The organism is Litoreibacter halocynthiae (assembly GCF_004365635.1).
GTDB lineage: Bacteria > Pseudomonadota > Alphaproteobacteria > Rhodobacterales > Rhodobacteraceae > Litoreibacter > Litoreibacter halocynthiae.
The window spans coordinates 1,363,416-1,378,702 of the sequence record NZ_SOBH01000001.1 but is presented as its reverse complement, the minus strand read 5'-3'; the positions used below and the strand labels follow the sequence as shown (position 1 = coordinate 1,378,702).

Below are 15,287 nucleotides of genomic sequence, written 5' to 3'. Positions count from 1 at the left end.
GCAATGATGGGGGCGGGTGCTCTGCTGGGCGCGCGTTAACCTTAATGAAATATGGATGGAGATGAGCCATGGGCGTGCAACGCGGCAAGGACTTATTGTTGAAAGTGGATCTGACCGGAGACGGCCAGTTCGAGACCATCGCGGGCCTTCGCGCCACGCGGATTTCGTTCAATGCGGAGCAGGTGGACGTGACCTCGATGGAGAGCGCGGGCGGCTGGCGCGAGTTGTTGGCCGGGGCCGGTGTCAAGAGCGCTGCGATCTCCGGCTCCGGTGTGTTCCGTGACGAAGGCACCGACGAGCGGGCGCGGCAGATATTCTTTGACGGGGAAGTGCCTCAGTTTCAGGTGATTATCCCTGATTTCGGGATTGTTGAGGGGGCGTTCCAGATCACCTCCATTGAATACGCGGGGGCGCTGGAAGGTGAGGCGACGTATGAGATGTCGCTGGCCTCGGCGGGGGCGCTGACGTTCACGCCGATCCTTGATGCGCCGGTGGGGCCGTAATGGCGAACCCGTGGGCGGGCGAGGTCCGCTTGGTGCTGGACGGTCAGGCGCATGAGTTGCGCCTGACGCTCGGGGCGCTGGCGGAGCTGGAGGCGGATTTGGCGGGCGAGACCGTACTGGACCTGATCGAGCGGTTCGAGGCGGGCAGGTTTTCCACGCGGGACGTGTTGGCGTTGATTGTGGCCGGCCTGCGTGGAGGGGGCTGGCGCGGCGTGGCGGCTGATCTGGTGTCCTCGGAGATCGAAGGCGGCTTGCTGGGGTGCACCAAGGTGGCGGCACAATTGCTGGCGCGGGCGTTTACCACGCAAGGGACATGAGCGGTTTTGACTGGCCCGCCTTGCTGCGGGTTGGTGTGGCGGGGGGGCTTAAGCCTGCGGAATTTTGGGCGCTGACCCCTGCGGAGCTGGTTTTGGTTCTGGGGCTGGACGCGGTCGAGAAGCCGTTGAACCGCGCCCGGCTGGCAGAGCTGGAGCGGATGTATAGCGACATGAAAGGAGCGCCTTGATGGGTGTCTTGGACGGAATTGACGGGCTGGAAGGCCGCATCGAGGGGTTGGAGACGTCGCTGGGCGGCGCGGAGGTGGTCGTGAGCACCTTCGAGACGGAGCTGACGGCGATGCGCTCGACGATGCTCTACACATCGCGGGAGGTTGCGTCGTTGTCGTTGTCGATTGGCGGCGGGTTGCGCAAGGCGTTTGACGGGCTGGCCTTTGATGGCATGAAGCTGTCGGACGCGTTGAAGGCCGTCGCCGAGAGCATGGTCAACGCCGCCTATAACACCGCGATGCGGCCGATCCAGAACGGGTTGGGCGAGGTGATCGCCAACGGGATGAACGGGCTGGTTTCGGGGATATTGCCGTTCGAGAAGGGCGGCACGTTTAGCCAAGGCCGTGTGATGCCATTTGCCAAGGGGGGCGTGGTGAGCGCGCCTACGAATTTTGCCATGCGAGGGGGCATGGGGCTGATGGGTGAGGCGGGACCGGAGGCGATCATGCCGCTGGCGCGTGGGCCTGATGGCAGTTTGGGCGTGCGTGCTGGTGGGGGCGGGCGGCCTGTGCAGGTGGTGATGAATATATCGACGCCTGACGTGGCGGGGTTCCAACGCTCGCAAAGCCAGATTGCAGCGCAGATGGGCCGGGCTTTGAGCCGCGGCCAGCGCAACCGTTGATCCTGGGGAGGATACTTAGATGAATTTTCATGAAGTGCGGTTTCCGGCGTCTTTGTCCTTTGGCTCGCTGGGCGGGCCGGAGCGGCGCACGGAAGTTGTGACCCTCGCCAACGGCTTCGAGGAGCGCAACACGCCTTGGGCACATTCGCGCAGGCGGTATGACGCGGGCGTGGGGATGCGGTCGCTGGACGATGTGGAAGCCATGGTGGCGTTTTTCGAAGCGCGTCAGGGGCAGCTTTACGGGTTCCGTTGGAAAGACTGGTCAGACTTCCGCTCATGCAAGGCATCGGGTGAGGTGACGTTTGAAGATCAGGTGATCGGGCGTGGGGACGGCGTGCAGACGGAGTGGCAGCTGACCAAGACCTATGCGTCGGGTGGGTATGACTACGCGCGGCCGGTGAAGAAGGCGGTATCGGGAACGGTGCTGGTCGGGTTCGACGGCATTGTGCTGCAAGAAGGCGTGGACTGGGAGATCGACCTGAACACGGGTGTCGTGAGTTTTGGCGAGGCACCGGATGCGGGTGTGGAGATTACCGCAGGATACGAATTCGACGTGCCGGTGCGATTTGCTGTGGACGCAATTCAGACCAGTGTGGCGAGCTTTCAGGCCGGCGACGTGCCGAGTGTGCCGGTCGTGGAGGTGCGGGTATGAGTTTGCAGGAGCATCTTGCCAGCGGACTGACGACCGTGTGCCGCTGCTGGGCGGTGACGCGGCGCGACGGGCGCGTGTTTGGCTTTACCGACCATGACGAAGGGATGTCGTTTGAAGGGGTGGACTTCAAAGCGGACACTGGGCTGACAGCGAGTGCGTTGCAACAGGTGACGGGGCTGGCGGTGGACAACACTGAAGCCGTTGGAGCGCTGTCGGATGAAGCGGTGACGGAGGCCGACATCAACGCGGGGCGCTTTGACGGGGCGGAGGTGACGGCGTGGCTGGTGAACTGGCGCGACGTGACGGCGCGGGAGGTGCAGTTCAAAGGCTCCATCGGGGAGTTGAAGCGCGCGGATGGCGCGTTTCATGCGGAACTACGCGGGTTATCGGAAGTGCTGAACACGCCTGTAGGGCGCGTGTATCAGAAGCCGTGTCAGGCTGTGCTGGGGGATCGGACATGTTGCGTTGATTTGACTACTGCGGGGTATCGAACGGAAGTTCCGATTGAGCAGGTTGAAGCCGGACGGGTGTTTCGCTTTTCCGCCTTGGCTGGGTTTGATGATCGCTGGTTTGAGCGAGGACGGCTTGAAGTGCGGTCAGGGCAGGCCGACGGGCTGGTGGCGATGGTCAAAAATGACCGCATGGTGGATGGCGCGCGGGTGATCGAGCTTTGGGAAGAGCTGCGGATGCCTGTTGAGGTCGGGGATATCGTCCTGCTGGAAGCAGGATGCGACAAACGGATTGAGACCTGCCGGTTGAAGTTTCAGAACATCGCGAACTTTCAAGGGTTCCCGCATATTCCGGGGGAGGACTGGCTGATGACCTACCCGCAGGACTCGGGCGCGAATGATGGTGGGAGCCGTTACAAATGAGCGGGGTGTCTGAACGGATCGTGCAGGAGGCACGCGCGTGGATCGGCACACCCTATCGCCACCAAGCGAGTTGCAAGGGGGCGGGAGCTGATTGCCTTGGCCTTTTGCGCGGGGTGTGGCGGGACGTTTATGGCGCGGAGCCGGAAGCGGTGCCTGCGTATTCAGCGGATTGGTCGGAGCCGCAGGGCGAGGAGCGCCTGTGGGCGGCTGCACGACGGCGGCTGGTTGCCAAGGCACCGAATGAGGCCGCGCTGGGCGATGTGGTGTTGTTTCGCATGCGCGAGCAAGGGGTAGCCAAGCATCTGGGGATCACCTCGGCCTTGGGTGCTGCACCGAAATTTATCCATGCCTATTCGGGGCATGGGGTTGTGGAGTCTCCGTTCTCGGAGCCTTGGGCACGGCGCGTTGTGGCGCGATTTGAATTTCCGAAAGCAGGTAGCTGATGGCAACGATACTTTTATCCGCGGCAGGGGCCGCTGTTGGCGGCGTTTTGGGCAGTGGGGCGTTCGGGATCAGCTCGGTCGTGATCGGGCGGGCGATTGGCGCGACCATCGGGCGTGCCATTGACCAGCGTTTGATGGGGAGTGGTTCCCAGACGGTCGAGTCGGGCCGCTTGGACCGGATGCGGGTGATGGGGGCCAGTGAGGGCGGCGTCGTGCCGCGCGTTTTCGGACGGATGCGGGTGCCGGGGAACGTGATTTGGACCTCGCGGTTCAAAGAAAAGGTTACCGTTACCGAACAACGCGGTGGCAAGGGAGGCGGGCCGAAGGCGACCAACCGACAGTACAGCTACTGTATCTCTATTGCAGTTGCTTTGTGCGAAGGCGAAATCGCACGAGTCGGGCGGATCTGGGCGGATGGGACGATTATTCGCAAATCCGACCTGAGCTTGCGGGTTTACACGGGGAGCAAGGAGCAGCAGCCCGACCCCGTTATGAGCGCCATTGAAGGGGAAGGCACCATCCCCGCTTATCGTGGTCTCGCCTATGTCGTGATTGAAGACATGGACCTGAGCGAATTTGGCAACCGTGTACCGCAACTGACCTTCGAGGTGATCCGCCCGTCGCGCGCGAAAGGCGTGAGCGAGCCGCTGATGTCGGATTTGGTTCAAGCCGTCGCGTTAATGCCGGGTTCTGGCGAGTTCGCATTGGCGACGACGCCGGTTTACCGCAAGGGTGCTTTGGGCGAAGGGACCGCCGCGAATGTGAACAGCGCGGAAGGCGTGCCGGATTTGGTGTCGTCGCTGGATGCTTTGACGGGGGAATTGCCGAACTGCCGCTCTACTTCTCTGGTGGTGAGCTGGTTTGGTGATGATTTGCGCGCTGGGCATTGCAAGATCACCCCGAAGGTGGAGGATCAAGCAGGCAACAACTTCACAATTGGAAGCACGCCTGTCGCTGGAGCTGACCCGTCAGTTTGGTCGGTCTCGGGTATCGACCGTGGGCAAGCCGAAGCTGTTGCGCGGGCGGACGGCGCACCGATTTACGGGGGGACTCCGTCAGATGCTTCAGTCATTGAGGCGATTGCTGCACTGAAAATAGCGGGCCAAGACGTGATGTTCTACCCGTTCATTCTGATGGACCAGATCGTGGGGAATACGCTGCCTGATCCTTATAGCGGGGATATCGGGCAACCCGCGCTGCCGTGGCGGGGCAGGATCACATCTGACCGGGCTGTGGGCGTTGCGGGGTCGACCGATGGCACGGCGGCTGCTTATGCAGAGGTTGCCGCGCTTATGGGGAGCGCGCATGTTTCCGATTTCACGTTGAATGATGGCGAGGTGATCTATAGCGGCCCCGCCGAGTATTCCTATCGTCGGTTCATCCTACACTATGCGCATCTTTGCGCGGCGTCAGGTGGTGTTGACGCATTTTGCATCGGCTCGGAGATGCGCGGGCTTACGCAAATTCGCGACGATAGCGGAGGCTTTCCAGCGGTTGAGGCGCTGCGGGTTCTGGCAGGCGACGTGCGCGGCATATTGGGGCCGGACGCAAAGATCGGCTACGCTGCGGATTGGTCGGAATATGCCGGATATCAACCGCAGGACGGGACGGGTGATCTACTGTACCATCTGGACCCGCTTTGGGCGGATGACGAGATCGACTTCGTGGGGATCGACAATTACATGCCCATCGCGGACTGGCGGGACGGCGATGCACATTTGGACGCGGAGGCTGGCTCGATTTATGATCTGGATTACCTGCGCGGCAATATTCGCGGCGGTGAGGGATATGACTGGTACTACCGTGACGACGAGGAGCGGGCTTTACAGATACGAACACCGATTGAAGATGGCGCCCATGGGGAGCCATGGGTGTATCGCTACAAAGATCTATGGAACTGGTGGGGGCAAGCGCATCATGACCGCGTGGGCGGCGTGCGCTCCTCGGTGTCGAGCGCTTGGGAGCCACAGTCCAAGCCCATCTGGTTCACCGAAATGGGATGTGCTGCGATTGACAAGGGGCCGAACCAGCCCAACAAGTTCCTTGATCCTAAGTCGAGCGAGAGCGCGATCCCGCATTTCTCAAAGGGTAAGCGAGACGACTACGTCCAGATGCAGTATCTGCGGGCCTATTACGGGTTCTTCGGGTCGACTGACAATAACCCCGTAAGCCCGGTTTACGATGGCCCCATGGTCGACATGTCGCGGGCTTTCGTATGGGCGTGGGATGCAAGGCCTTGGCCGGACTTTCCAAGCAACCTCTCGGTTTGGAGCGATGGTCAAAACCATGTGACGGGACATTGGCTTACGGGTCGCACGTCGGTCATGCCACTAGCCCATGTGGTCGGAGAGCTATGTGAGAGCGTCGGGCTGTCGGATTACGATGCGACCGATTTGCACGGGGTGGTGCGCGGTTTCAGTGTAGCCGAGTTTGACACGCCGCGCTCGGCCTTGCAGCCCTTGATGATCGCGCTTGGGTTCGATGCGATCGAGCGCGGTGGCAAGGTGGTGTTCCAAGCACGCAAAGATGCCAGCCAGCAGACGGTGGACGAGGCCGAGCTTGTTGTTGACGGACAAGATGTGGTGCTTGAACAAGTGCGTGCACCCGAGGCCGAAACCGTGGGCGAAGTGCGTCTTGGATATGTCGAGGCCGAGGGGGAGTTTGTGGTGCGCGTTGCGGATGCGCGGTTCCCCCATGACGGGGCTGCGGACGTAACGCAAAACGAGTTGCCGCTGGCCTTGACCGAAGCAGAAGCAACAACGATTGCCGAGCGGTGGTTGTCGGAGGCGCGTGTCGCGCGCGACGCGGTGAGCTTTTCGTTACCACCGTCACGCAGTGATCTGCGCGCCGGTGATCTGGCCGAGCTTACCGATGCCCGTGGAGACCAGACGCTGTACCGTGTCGATCGCGTGGAGGATCGGGGCGCTCGCCGGATTGAAGCCGTGCGGGTAGAGCGGCAGATATACACGCCCAGCGAAGCGGTCGAGAGCGTCGGAGAAGTGCGCCCGTTCGCGGTGCCGGTGCCAGTCTCGGCCCAGTTTATGGACCTTCCACTGCTCAAAGGGGACGAGGTTGCCCACGCGCCCTATGTCGCCGCATCTGCACGACCTTGGCCGGGTGGGGTTGCTGTTTACAGCTCCGCCGAGGATAGCGGTTACACGTTGAACACTGTGATAGAGACCCCTGCGCGCATGGGCGTATTGGCCACGGCACTCGGGCGTGCGGAGGGTGGCCTGTGGCAAAGGGGCGAGCCGTTGAGGGTCACCTTGTCCGGAGCTTCGCTCAGCTCCGAGTCGTGGGACGCAGTGTTGAACGGGGCGAATGTAGCTGCGATTGGCGAAGGCTCATCCGAGCGCTGGGAAGTCATCCAGTTCGCGTCAGCAAACCTTGTGGCAGCAAATACCTATGACCTTTCCGACCTGTTGCGCGGACAAGCGGGTAGCGACGGGTTGATGCCTGATAGCTGGCCGGTGGGGAGCCGCTTTGTGATGCTTGATGGTGGTCCGGCACAGATCGGTATGGAAATGTCATCGCGCGAATTGGCGCGGCACTACCGTATTGGGCCGTCTCTGCGGCCCTATGACGACCCGTCATTTCGGTATTATGTCGAAGCATTTCAGGGGGTTGGGCTTCGACCCTATGCGCCGGCACATCTCAAATCGCGCAGGCTTGGCACTGATTTAGAGGTGAGCTGGATTCGAAGAACGCGGATCGATGGCGACAGCTGGGCCTCCGTCGAGGTTCCGCTCGGCGAAGAAGTGGAACGATATGTGGTTCGCGTGTCTCAAGGCGGCAGCGTTGCGCGGGAGACCGAAGTCCAGACGCCGACTTGGACTTATTCCAGCGCTGCGCAAGCGGCAGACGGCCTGACTGGCCCATACAACATCGAAGTGGCGCAGGTGTCCTTGCGCTTCGGACCGGGACTTTACTCAAGGATCGAAATCAATGGCTGATACAGCAACCCTAAAACTTCCCTTGCTTGCGGCGTCGCAAGCCCAGAAACATGTCACGGTGAACGAGGCGCTCGCCCGCATTGATGCGGCGTTGCAATTGAGCGTGGTCAGCCGATCCTTGGCGACGCCTCCGGCATTTGCGGAGGAGGGCACGTGTTACCTTGTGCCTCTTGGGGGTGTGAATGCCTGGGATGGTGAGGATGGAAATCTGGCGTTCTACCTGAATGGCGGCTGGGATTTCCTGACACCCTTGTCCGGTTGGAGGCTATTTGTCAGTGATGAAGCCGTGAGCGTTAGTTTTGACGGCACGGAATGGCTCGACAACATGTTGTCTTCATCGCCCTTCGGTGCAGCCATGCGGGCAGAGACGGTCGAGTTCGACTTTGACCTGAGCGCAGGTGCGACTGCGTTAACCGGCTTTGTCATTCCACAAGGATCAGTGGTTCTGGCGGTTACAGGATTGGTTGTCACAGCAATCACGGGGACGTTGAGCGATTGGTCATTGGGAGTGGATGTCTCAGACACCCGATACGGGTCGGGCTACGGTATCGGCGCGGGGTCATGGGTGCGAGGGCTCACAGGACAACCGCAAGCCTATTACAGCAACACCCAATTGAAGCTGACGGCGAATGGCGGGGATTTTGCTGCGGGCACAATACGACTGTCGGTGCACCTGCTACGGTTCGACATTCCGCGCGCATAACTGACGGTGATCGGAGTTATCACGCTTTTACGCGTGACAGGGGTTTGGAATTGCCAGATTTTACCTATGTGGTGTAAGGACACGGGAACACCCGAAAGGAAAAGTGATGGCACATTCCAACCCCAAACTGGCAGAGATCGATCCGGTCTGGGCTCAGATCACGGAAGAAGCGCGTGCAGCCATTGCTGCCGAGCCACTTCTGGGCGGTTTGATCCACGGCTCGTTGCTGCATCACGAAAAGCTTGAATCGGCCTTGGCCTACCGCTTTTCACAAAAGCTGGCTTCACCGGAAATGTCCGAGCAAATCCTACGCGAGATTACGGACGAGGCCTATGCGGCGGATCCCTGGCTGGGTGAGGCTGCGCGGGCGGATATTGTCGCGGTGTTCGACCGTGATCCTGCCTGTGACCGCTTCTTGCAGCCAGTGCTGTTCTTCAAAGGATTTCAAGCCATCCAAGCGTATCGCGTTGGTCATTGGCTTTGGAACCAGGGCCGCAAGGACATGTCCTATTTTGTGCAAATGCGGACGTCTGAAGCATTTGGGGTGGATATCCATCCTGCAGCGCGGATCGGCAAAGGTATCATGATTGATCACGCCCACTCGATCGTCATTGGCGAGACGGCGGTTGTGGGCGACAACGTCTCGATGCTGCACTCGGTCACGCTTGGCGGGACGGGTAAAGAGCATGATGATCGTCATCCGAAAATCGAAAACGGTGTACTGATTGGTGCGGGCGCGAAAGTACTGGGTAACATCACTGTGGGCTACTGCTCTCGCGTAGCGGCAGGGTCTGTTGTGCTGGAAGCGGTGCCTCCGATGAAGACTGTGGCGGGGGTTCCTGCCAAGATCGTCGGTGAAGCCGGTTGCACTCATCCTTCGATCTCTATGGATCAGATGATTGGCACAAAAGGCTGATACAAAAGATTAAATGTAAAAATGCCGGATCAAACGATCCGGCCTTTTTTTGTTATGCAAGCATGCCCATCGGGTTTTCGAGATTGTCCTTGATCGCATTGAGCAGGTTGGCCCCAAGCGCCCCGTCGATCACGCGATGATCAACGCTCAGCGTCGTGGACATCACTGTAGCGACCTTCAACTCACCATCTTCACCAACAACGGGTTTCTTGGCTCCGGCGCCAACTGCCAGAATTGCGGCGTGAGGCGGGTTGATTATGGCATCGAAATTGTCGATGCCGAACATGCCCAAGTTAGAGATCGCGAAGCTGCCGCCCATATACTCATGCGGGGCTAGTTTGCGGTCACGGGCCCGCGCTGCAAGGTCTTTCATCTCGGTTGACAGCGCTGACAGCGACTTCATCTCGGCGTCTTTCAACACGGGTGTGAACAGCCCGCCCTCAATGGCCACGGCGACGGCAACGTCCGATGGTTTCAGGCTCAGCGTACGGTCGCCCGCCCAGACAGCGTTCGCATCCGGCACTTGCTGCAATGCCAGCGCGCAGGCTTTGATGATGAAGTCGTTAACGGACAGTTTTATGCCCCGTGGCTCCAGCGTTTTGTTCAGGGTGGAGCGGAATTTGAGCAGCGCATCCAGTTGCATGTCGCGGCGCAGGTAGAAATGCGGCACCGATTGCTTCGCCTCTGTCAGGCGCGCGGCAATGGTTTTGCGCATGCCGTCCAGCGGCTGCTCTTCGTAATCGCGGCCTTCGTACATCTTGCGCACTTGGTCGGTCGTCGGACCTGCGGCCATCGCGGCACCTGCGGGTGCTGCCGAAGACGCAGCGGGCGCTGCTGTATCGGCCTTCTTGGGGGCAGCGGTCGCACCTTCCACGTCGGCTTTGACGATGCGGCCTTTGGGACCGGAGCCTTTGACATCTGCAAGATCAATACCTTTGTCGGCTGCGATGCGGCGTGCCAGAGGCGATGCGAACACGCGGTCACCATCTGCGCGGGCAGGGGCTGCGGGGGCAGATTTTTCGGCCGGGACATCGTGTTTCGTAGCTTCTGGGGCAGCCTTGGGCTGTTCTGTCGAGGCGGAGGACGCTTTGCCGATGTCATCGGCGCTTTCACCATCTTCCAGCAGCACGGCGATGGGCGTGTTTACCTTCACACCGTCAGTGCCTTCCGCGATCAGGATCTTGCCGACTACGCCTTCATCCACGGCTTCGAACTCCATGGTTGCCTTGTCGGTTTCGATTTCGGCCATGATGTCGCCGGAGTTGACGGTGTCGCCTTCCTTCACCAGCCACTTGGCCAATGTACCCTCTTCCATCGTGGGGGAGAGCGCGGGCATGAGAATTTCGATTGGCATGATCTACGCTCCTTAGCGGTAAGTGACAGCTTTGACGGCGTCGATGACCTCTTTGGTCGTCGTCAGCGCCAGCTTTTCGAGGTTCGCGGCATACGGCATCGGTACGTCCTTGCCGGTACAGTTGATGACGGGAGCGTCAAGATAGTCGAACGCCTCCTGCATCAGAACCGAGCTGATGTAATTGCCGATAGAGCAGACTGGAAAGCCTTCCTCCACGGTTACGCAGCGGTTGGTTTTCTTGACGCTTTCGATGATCGCACCAGTGTCCATCGGGCGCAGCGTGCGCAGATCCAGAACTTCGGCGCTGATCCCGTCTTCTGCCAACTTATCAGCGGCTTCCAAGGCGTACTTCATGCCGATGCCGAAGCTGACGATGGTGACATCCGTTCCCTCGCGCCAGATTTTGGCTTTGCCCAAAGGAACGGTGTAATCGTCCATAACAGGCACATCGAAGGACTGGCCGTAGAGGATTTCGTTTTCGAGGAAGACGACAGGGTTCGGGTCGCGAATGGCGGATTTCAACAACCCTTTCGCGTCGGCTGCCGAGTAGGGCATGACGACTTTCAAACCCGGAATTTGGGAATACCAAGCGGCGTAGTCATGAGAGTGTTGTGCACCGACGCGCGCGGCCGCCCCGTTCGGGCCACGGAACACGATCGGGCATCCCATCTGGCCACCGGACATATAGAGCGTTTTGGCCGCCGAGTTGATGATATGGTCAATTGCCTGCATGGCGAAGTTGAAGGTCATGAACTCCACGATCGGGTTCAAGCCACCGAACGCAGCGCCGACACCGATACCGGCGAAGCCGTGCTCGGTGATGGGGGTGTCGATGACCCGTTTGGCGCCGAACTCGTCCAGCAAGCCTTGGGAAATCTTGTAGGCACCTTGGTATTCGGCGACTTCCTCGCCCATCAGGAATACTTCCGGCGTGCGGCGCATTTCCTCGGCCATGGCATCGCGTAAGGCTTCGCGGACCGTGGTGGGTTTCATTTCGGTGCCTTCAGGGATGTCCATTTCGGCCGGAACAACCACTGCAACGGGTGCACCGGGGTTGGCAGACATCGGCTCGTTAATGGGGGCCTTGTCCTCGTCATCGTCAGCCGCACCACCGGAAGACGCCTTAACATCGTCGGCGCTTTCGCCTTCCTCGACCAGAATGGCGATGGCGGTGTTCACTTTGACGCCTTCGGTGCCTTCCGCGATCAGGATTTTGCCGATGATACCTTCGTCGACGGCTTCAAATTCCATCGTGGCCTTATCGGTTTCGATTTCAGCCATAATGTCGCCGGAGGAGACAGTATCGCCTTCCTTCACAAGCCATTTGGCAAGGGTGCCTTCTTCCATGGTGGGCGAGAGGGCGGGCATTAGAATTTCGGTCGCCATGTCTTAAGCCTCCGCTTCCATGTAGATGTCTGTGTAAAGCTCGTCCAAGCTGGGCTCCGGGCTTTCTTTGGAGAATTCAGCGGCCTCGTTCACGATGCCTTTGATTTCCTTGTCGATGGCTTTCAGGTCTTCGTCAGTCGCGTGCTTGCCTGTCAGCAAAATGTCGCGGACCTGCTCAATGCAGTCCCGCTCGTCGCGCATTTTCTGCACTTCTTCGCGGGTCCGGTATTTCGCAGGGTCGGACATGGAGTGGCCGCGATACCGGTAAGTTTTCACTTCCAGAATATACGGGCCTTTGCCAGCGCGGCAGTGTGCGACGGCTTTCTCGGAGGCTTCCTTGACCGCCAATACGTCCATGCCGTCGACCGCTTCGCCCTTGATACCAAAGGCTGCGCCACGGGTGTAGATGTCGGGGGAGGAGGTGGAGCGGGCCATCGCGGTGCCCATCGCGTATTGGTTGTTCTCGATCACGAAGATCACCGGCAGGTCCCACAGGGCTGCCATGTTGAAGGTTTCGTAGACCTGACCTTGGTTCGCGGCACCGTCGCCGAAATAGGTAAACGTCACATTGTCATTGCCGCGATACTTGTCGGAGAAGGCGAGGCCCGCACCAAGCGGCACCTGCGCTGCCACGATGCCGTGGCCACCGTAGAAATGCTTCTCCTTGGAGAACATGTGCATGGAGCCGCCCTTGCCTTTGGAATAGCCGCCTTCGCGGCCCGTCAGCTCGGCCATGACGCCTTTGGGGTCCATGCCACAGGCCAGCATGTGACCGTGATCGCGATAGGATGTGATGCGCTTGTCACCGTCTTTGGTGGCCGCTTCCAAGCCCACAACTACGGCCTCTTGACCAATGTAGAGGTGACAGAAGCCGCCGATCAGGCCCATGCCATAGAGCTGGCCCGCTTTTTCTTCAAAACGACGGATCAAAAGCATGTCGCGGTAGTAGCTGAGAAGCTCTTCCTTCGAGACATTCGCTTTCTTGGTGGTTTTCTTGGCGGCCATGCTGGCAATCCTCCCAAAAATCTTAGCGCAAAAGGGTATAGTTTAACGTTAAACTATCTTTTACCAGAGCTTTTTGCAAAGATCACCCCCGTTTAGGTGCCGCGTGGTAACTTTTACCAATGGTACTCGGGGAGGCGATGGAGATGAAGGATTATATAGGGTTAGCGCAACAGGATTTCGTCGGACCGCATCAGGCCAAGCGTTGCGCGGGCCTGCATGTCGAGCAGATCGAGGTCGAGGTAATTGTCGGAGAGTCGCCGCGTCTTGTTGCGCATGTCGGCCACTTGGGCTTCCAATGCGTCCAGTTCGCTGCGCAGGGTTTCAATCTCTGACTCGACTTGAACACGCCTGAAAATCCCGTAGTCGCCTTGCACCGCTGCAAACACGAAATACGCTCCCATCAGGAAGAACACCGAAAATATCAGCAAGGGCGTCAGGCCAAACGTGGTGCGTGAATTGGTCAATGTGAACCTCGGGATGCGCCTCTTTGCGGACGCTGCCCGATATGAATCGCACATGTGATTCGGTTTGTGAATCCCCTAAATCTCTAGAACAGCATTTTTATTAGGGTTTTTGCCAATTATCCCGCCACAGACGCCTGATAAATGCTGTCGATGGTTGCCGCGATCATTTCGTTGAACTCGGTGTCGGTTTGCTGCGCGGACAGGCCTTCGGTCAAGGCACGAGAGAAGCTGGCAATCACACCTGTGTTTTTGGACAGGCGGGCATTGGCTTCCTCGCGGGTGTAGCCGCCCGACAGTGCCACGACGCGCATTACGCGGGGGTGGCTGACCAGCGACTGATACAGGTTTGCCTTTTCTGGAAGGGTCAACTTCAACATCACGTCCTTGCCTTCAGGCAGGGCGTCGAGTTGCTTGGTCAGCTCGGCCAGCAGAATGTCCTCGGCCTCGGCCTTGTCGGTGATGGAAATGGTCACTTCCGGCTCGATGATCGGAACCAGGCCGTGGCCCAAAATCTGACGACCCAGATCAAACTGCTGCGCCACGTTGGCCGCGATGCCTGACGTTGATGCTGCGTTGATGACCGAGCGCATCTTGGTCCCGAACATGCCCTTTTCCACGCCGCGTTTCAGCAGCGCATCAAGACCGTCGATAGGCTTCATCATCTGCACGCCGTCGGCCTCGGCTTCCAGCCCCTTGTCGATCTTCAAAAACGGCACTACGCGGCTGTCTTCCCAAATGAACCGGCCCGACGGCATTCCGCCCATCTCGCGGTCCATGGTCTTCTCGAACAGGATCGCACCGATGACCTTTTCGCCGTTGAAGGCAGGTGCCTTCACGATGCGGGTGCGCATCTCGTGGATCTTATCGAACATCTCTTCGTCATTGGCGTAGGCATCTTCCTCGACGCCATAAAGGCGCAGCGCCTTGGGGGTCGAGCCGCCGCTTTGATCCAGCGCGGCGATGAAGCCCTTGCCGTTGCGGATTTGTTCAAGCTGTTCGGAATTCGACATGAGGGGCCTCGCCAATGGATACGCTAATTTCAGCAATCTCTAGGCGAGGGGGCGTGATGTTGCAATCATGCTTGCGCTAACGGCGCTCAGGAGCGGACGTAAAACTGCGCCACGACCCATGTCAAAAGCCCGCGCGGCGTGATGCGGGGCATGAAGGCGAAGACTTTGTTCATGAAGCCTGGGACGATCACCCGCTTGCCGCGCATCATGCCGGACCAGCCAGCGTCAGCCACGCCTTCGGCGGTCATGGATAGCCCCAGTTTCAGAAGTCGGACATCCTTCATGTCGGCATCCTTGAAAAAATCCGTCTTGGTGGGGCCGGGGCAAAGCACCGATACGGTGATCCCGGCGCCCGCCAGTTCTTGCGCGACTGCCTCGGACAGCGACAACACATAGGATTTGCTGGCATGATACACCGCCATCTGCGGGCCGGGCATGAAGGCGGCGGTGGACGAGACGTTCAGGATCTTGCCGCCGCCGTTGCCGGTCATGTGCTGCACGCCCGCCTTCATCAGCTGGGTCAGCGCGATCATGTTGACCTGCGCGGTAGCCTCTTCGCGGGCGGTGTCGGTTTTGGCGAAAGGTCCGTTGATGCCAAGCCCCGCATTGTTCACCAGCACGTCGATCTGGCCGATTTGCGTAGCATTGGCCCAAAGCGTTTTCGCCCCGTCCGCCGCATTCAGGTCTGCGATTACCACATGAACATCGCGTCCGGTCTCACGCAGCTCGCCTGCCAGCGCTTTCAGTTTGTCTTCCGACCGCGCGCTCAGGATCAAGTCGCGCCCGTCTTGTGCGGCGCGATGGGCGATGGCTTTACCAATCCCCTCGGAAGCTCCCGTGATCAGCACATAGCCCATAG

16 protein-coding genes are annotated in these 15,287 nt (G+C 59.6%); 10 read left to right on the top strand and 6 right to left on the bottom strand.

Features of this window, described 5'->3' with window-relative positions:
* The first annotated feature begins 68 nt into the window (after positions 1-68).
* The 10 genes from BDE40_RS06665 to cysE all read left to right on the top strand — a co-directional run bounded on the left by BDE40_RS06665 (position 69) and on the right by cysE (position 9,209).
* Positions 69-503 carry a phage major tail protein, TP901-1 family gene (locus tag BDE40_RS06665; RefSeq protein ID WP_121020866.1) on the top strand — a complete coding sequence of 145 codons (435 nt, stop codon included), beginning with the start codon at positions 69-71 and terminating at the stop codon, positions 501-503.
* Positions 503-820, top strand: coding sequence for a gene transfer agent family protein (locus BDE40_RS06660; protein WP_134013634.1), 318 nt, complete (start codon positions 503-505; stop codon positions 818-820). The genes BDE40_RS06665 and BDE40_RS06660 overlap by 1 nt, the downstream gene beginning before the upstream one ends.
* Positions 817-1,008, top strand: a complete 192-nt coding sequence (locus BDE40_RS06655) for a phage tail assembly chaperone (RefSeq protein WP_134013633.1) — start codon at positions 817-819, stop codon at positions 1,006-1,008. Before BDE40_RS06660 ends, BDE40_RS06655 begins: the two co-directional genes overlap by 4 nt.
* Entirely contained in the window at positions 1,008-1,670 is a 663-nt protein-coding gene (locus BDE40_RS06650) for a phage tail tape measure protein (protein ID WP_134013632.1), read from the top strand. Before BDE40_RS06655 ends, BDE40_RS06650 begins: the two co-directional genes overlap by 1 nt.
* A gap of 19 nt (positions 1,671-1,689) precedes the next feature.
* The gene (locus tag BDE40_RS06645) at positions 1,690-2,322 is read left to right on the top strand and encodes a DUF2460 domain-containing protein (RefSeq protein WP_134013631.1); all 633 of its coding nucleotides are present in this window, start codon (positions 1,690-1,692) and stop codon (positions 2,320-2,322) included.
* Positions 2,319-3,194, top strand: coding sequence for a DUF2163 domain-containing protein (locus BDE40_RS06640; RefSeq protein ID WP_134013630.1), 876 nt, complete (start codon positions 2,319-2,321; stop codon positions 3,192-3,194). Before BDE40_RS06645 ends, BDE40_RS06640 begins: the two co-directional genes overlap by 4 nt.
* On the top strand, positions 3,191-3,637 hold the full coding sequence (locus tag BDE40_RS06635; RefSeq protein ID WP_134013629.1) for an NlpC/P60 family protein: 447 nt from the start codon (positions 3,191-3,193) through the stop codon (positions 3,635-3,637). Before BDE40_RS06640 ends, BDE40_RS06635 begins: the two co-directional genes overlap by 4 nt.
* Positions 3,637-7,590, top strand: coding sequence for a baseplate multidomain protein megatron (locus BDE40_RS06630; RefSeq protein ID WP_134013628.1), 3,954 nt, complete (start codon positions 3,637-3,639; stop codon positions 7,588-7,590). Before BDE40_RS06635 ends, BDE40_RS06630 begins: the two co-directional genes overlap by 1 nt.
* Positions 7,583-8,293, top strand: a complete 711-nt coding sequence (locus BDE40_RS06625) for a DUF2793 domain-containing protein (RefSeq protein WP_134013627.1) — start codon at positions 7,583-7,585, stop codon at positions 8,291-8,293. Before BDE40_RS06630 ends, BDE40_RS06625 begins: the two co-directional genes overlap by 8 nt.
* A gap of 106 nt (positions 8,294-8,399) precedes the next feature.
* On the top strand, positions 8,400-9,209 hold the full coding sequence (cysE, locus tag BDE40_RS06620; protein ID WP_134013626.1) for a serine O-acetyltransferase: 810 nt from the start codon (positions 8,400-8,402) through the stop codon (positions 9,207-9,209).
* Positions 9,210-9,261: 52 nt separating this feature from the next.
* Here the strand turns inward: cysE and BDE40_RS06615 are convergent, their stop codons facing one another.
* The 6 genes from BDE40_RS06615 to BDE40_RS06590 form a co-directional block, all read right to left on the bottom strand.
* Positions 9,262-10,563: a pyruvate dehydrogenase complex dihydrolipoamide acetyltransferase gene (locus BDE40_RS06615; protein ID WP_134013625.1), complete on the bottom strand. Its 1,302-nt coding sequence runs from the start codon at positions 10,561-10,563 to the stop codon at positions 9,262-9,264.
* 12 nt (positions 10,564-10,575) lie between these two features.
* Complete coding sequence (locus BDE40_RS06610) at positions 10,576-11,949, bottom strand: pyruvate dehydrogenase complex E1 component subunit beta (protein ID WP_134013624.1); 1,374 nt, start codon at positions 11,947-11,949, stop codon at positions 10,576-10,578.
* A gap of 3 nt (positions 11,950-11,952) precedes the next feature.
* Complete coding sequence (gene pdhA / locus BDE40_RS06605; protein WP_134013623.1) at positions 11,953-12,954, bottom strand: pyruvate dehydrogenase (acetyl-transferring) E1 component subunit alpha; 1,002 nt, start codon at positions 12,952-12,954, stop codon at positions 11,953-11,955.
* Between the two features lie 161 nt (positions 12,955-13,115).
* Positions 13,116-13,391: an FtsB family cell division protein gene (locus BDE40_RS06600; RefSeq protein WP_425462394.1), complete on the bottom strand. Its 276-nt coding sequence runs from the start codon at positions 13,389-13,391 to the stop codon at positions 13,116-13,118.
* Positions 13,392-13,534: 143 nt separating this feature from the next.
* Entirely contained in the window at positions 13,535-14,428 is an 894-nt protein-coding gene (locus tag BDE40_RS06595) for a fructose bisphosphate aldolase (RefSeq protein ID WP_134013621.1), read from the bottom strand.
* A gap of 86 nt (positions 14,429-14,514) precedes the next feature.
* The gene (locus tag BDE40_RS06590; RefSeq protein WP_134013620.1) at positions 14,515-15,285 is read right to left on the bottom strand and encodes an SDR family NAD(P)-dependent oxidoreductase; all 771 of its coding nucleotides are present in this window, start codon (positions 15,283-15,285) and stop codon (positions 14,515-14,517) included.
* Between the last annotated feature and the right edge of the window lie 2 nt (positions 15,286-15,287).

Coding starts and splice junctions, on each gene's coding strand:
- BDE40_RS06665 (WP_121020866.1), top strand. CDS start 69: ATGGGCGTGCAACGCGGCAAGGACTTATTGTTGAAAGTGGATCTGACC.
- BDE40_RS06660 (WP_134013634.1), top strand. CDS start 503: ATGGCGAACCCGTGGGCGGGCGAGGTCCGCTTGGTGCTGGACGGTCAG.
- BDE40_RS06650 (WP_134013632.1), top strand. CDS start 1,008: ATGGGTGTCTTGGACGGAATTGACGGGCTGGAAGGCCGCATCGAGGGG.
- BDE40_RS06640 (WP_134013630.1), top strand. CDS start 2,319: ATGAGTTTGCAGGAGCATCTTGCCAGCGGACTGACGACCGTGTGCCGC.
- BDE40_RS06655 (WP_134013633.1), top strand. CDS start 817: ATGAGCGGTTTTGACTGGCCCGCCTTGCTGCGGGTTGGTGTGGCGGGG.
- BDE40_RS06625 (WP_134013627.1), top strand. CDS start 7,583: ATGGCTGATACAGCAACCCTAAAACTTCCCTTGCTTGCGGCGTCGCAA.
- BDE40_RS06595 (WP_134013621.1), bottom strand. CDS start 14,428: ATGTCGAATTCCGAACAGCTTGAACAAATCCGCAACGGCAAGGGCTTC.
- pdhA (WP_134013623.1), bottom strand. CDS start 12,954: ATGGCCGCCAAGAAAACCACCAAGAAAGCGAATGTCTCGAAGGAAGAG.
- BDE40_RS06630 (WP_134013628.1), top strand. CDS start 3,637: ATGGCAACGATACTTTTATCCGCGGCAGGGGCCGCTGTTGGCGGCGTT.
- cysE (WP_134013626.1), top strand. CDS start 8,400: ATGGCACATTCCAACCCCAAACTGGCAGAGATCGATCCGGTCTGGGCT.
- BDE40_RS06635 (WP_134013629.1), top strand. CDS start 3,191: ATGAGCGGGGTGTCTGAACGGATCGTGCAGGAGGCACGCGCGTGGATC.
- BDE40_RS06645 (WP_134013631.1), top strand. CDS start 1,690: ATGAATTTTCATGAAGTGCGGTTTCCGGCGTCTTTGTCCTTTGGCTCG.
- BDE40_RS06615 (WP_134013625.1), bottom strand. CDS start 10,563: ATGCCAATCGAAATTCTCATGCCCGCGCTCTCCCCCACGATGGAAGAG.
- BDE40_RS06590 (WP_134013620.1), bottom strand. CDS start 15,285: ATGGGCTATGTGCTGATCACGGGAGCTTCCGAGGGGATTGGTAAAGCC.
- BDE40_RS06610 (WP_134013624.1), bottom strand. CDS start 11,949: ATGGCGACCGAAATTCTAATGCCCGCCCTCTCGCCCACCATGGAAGAA.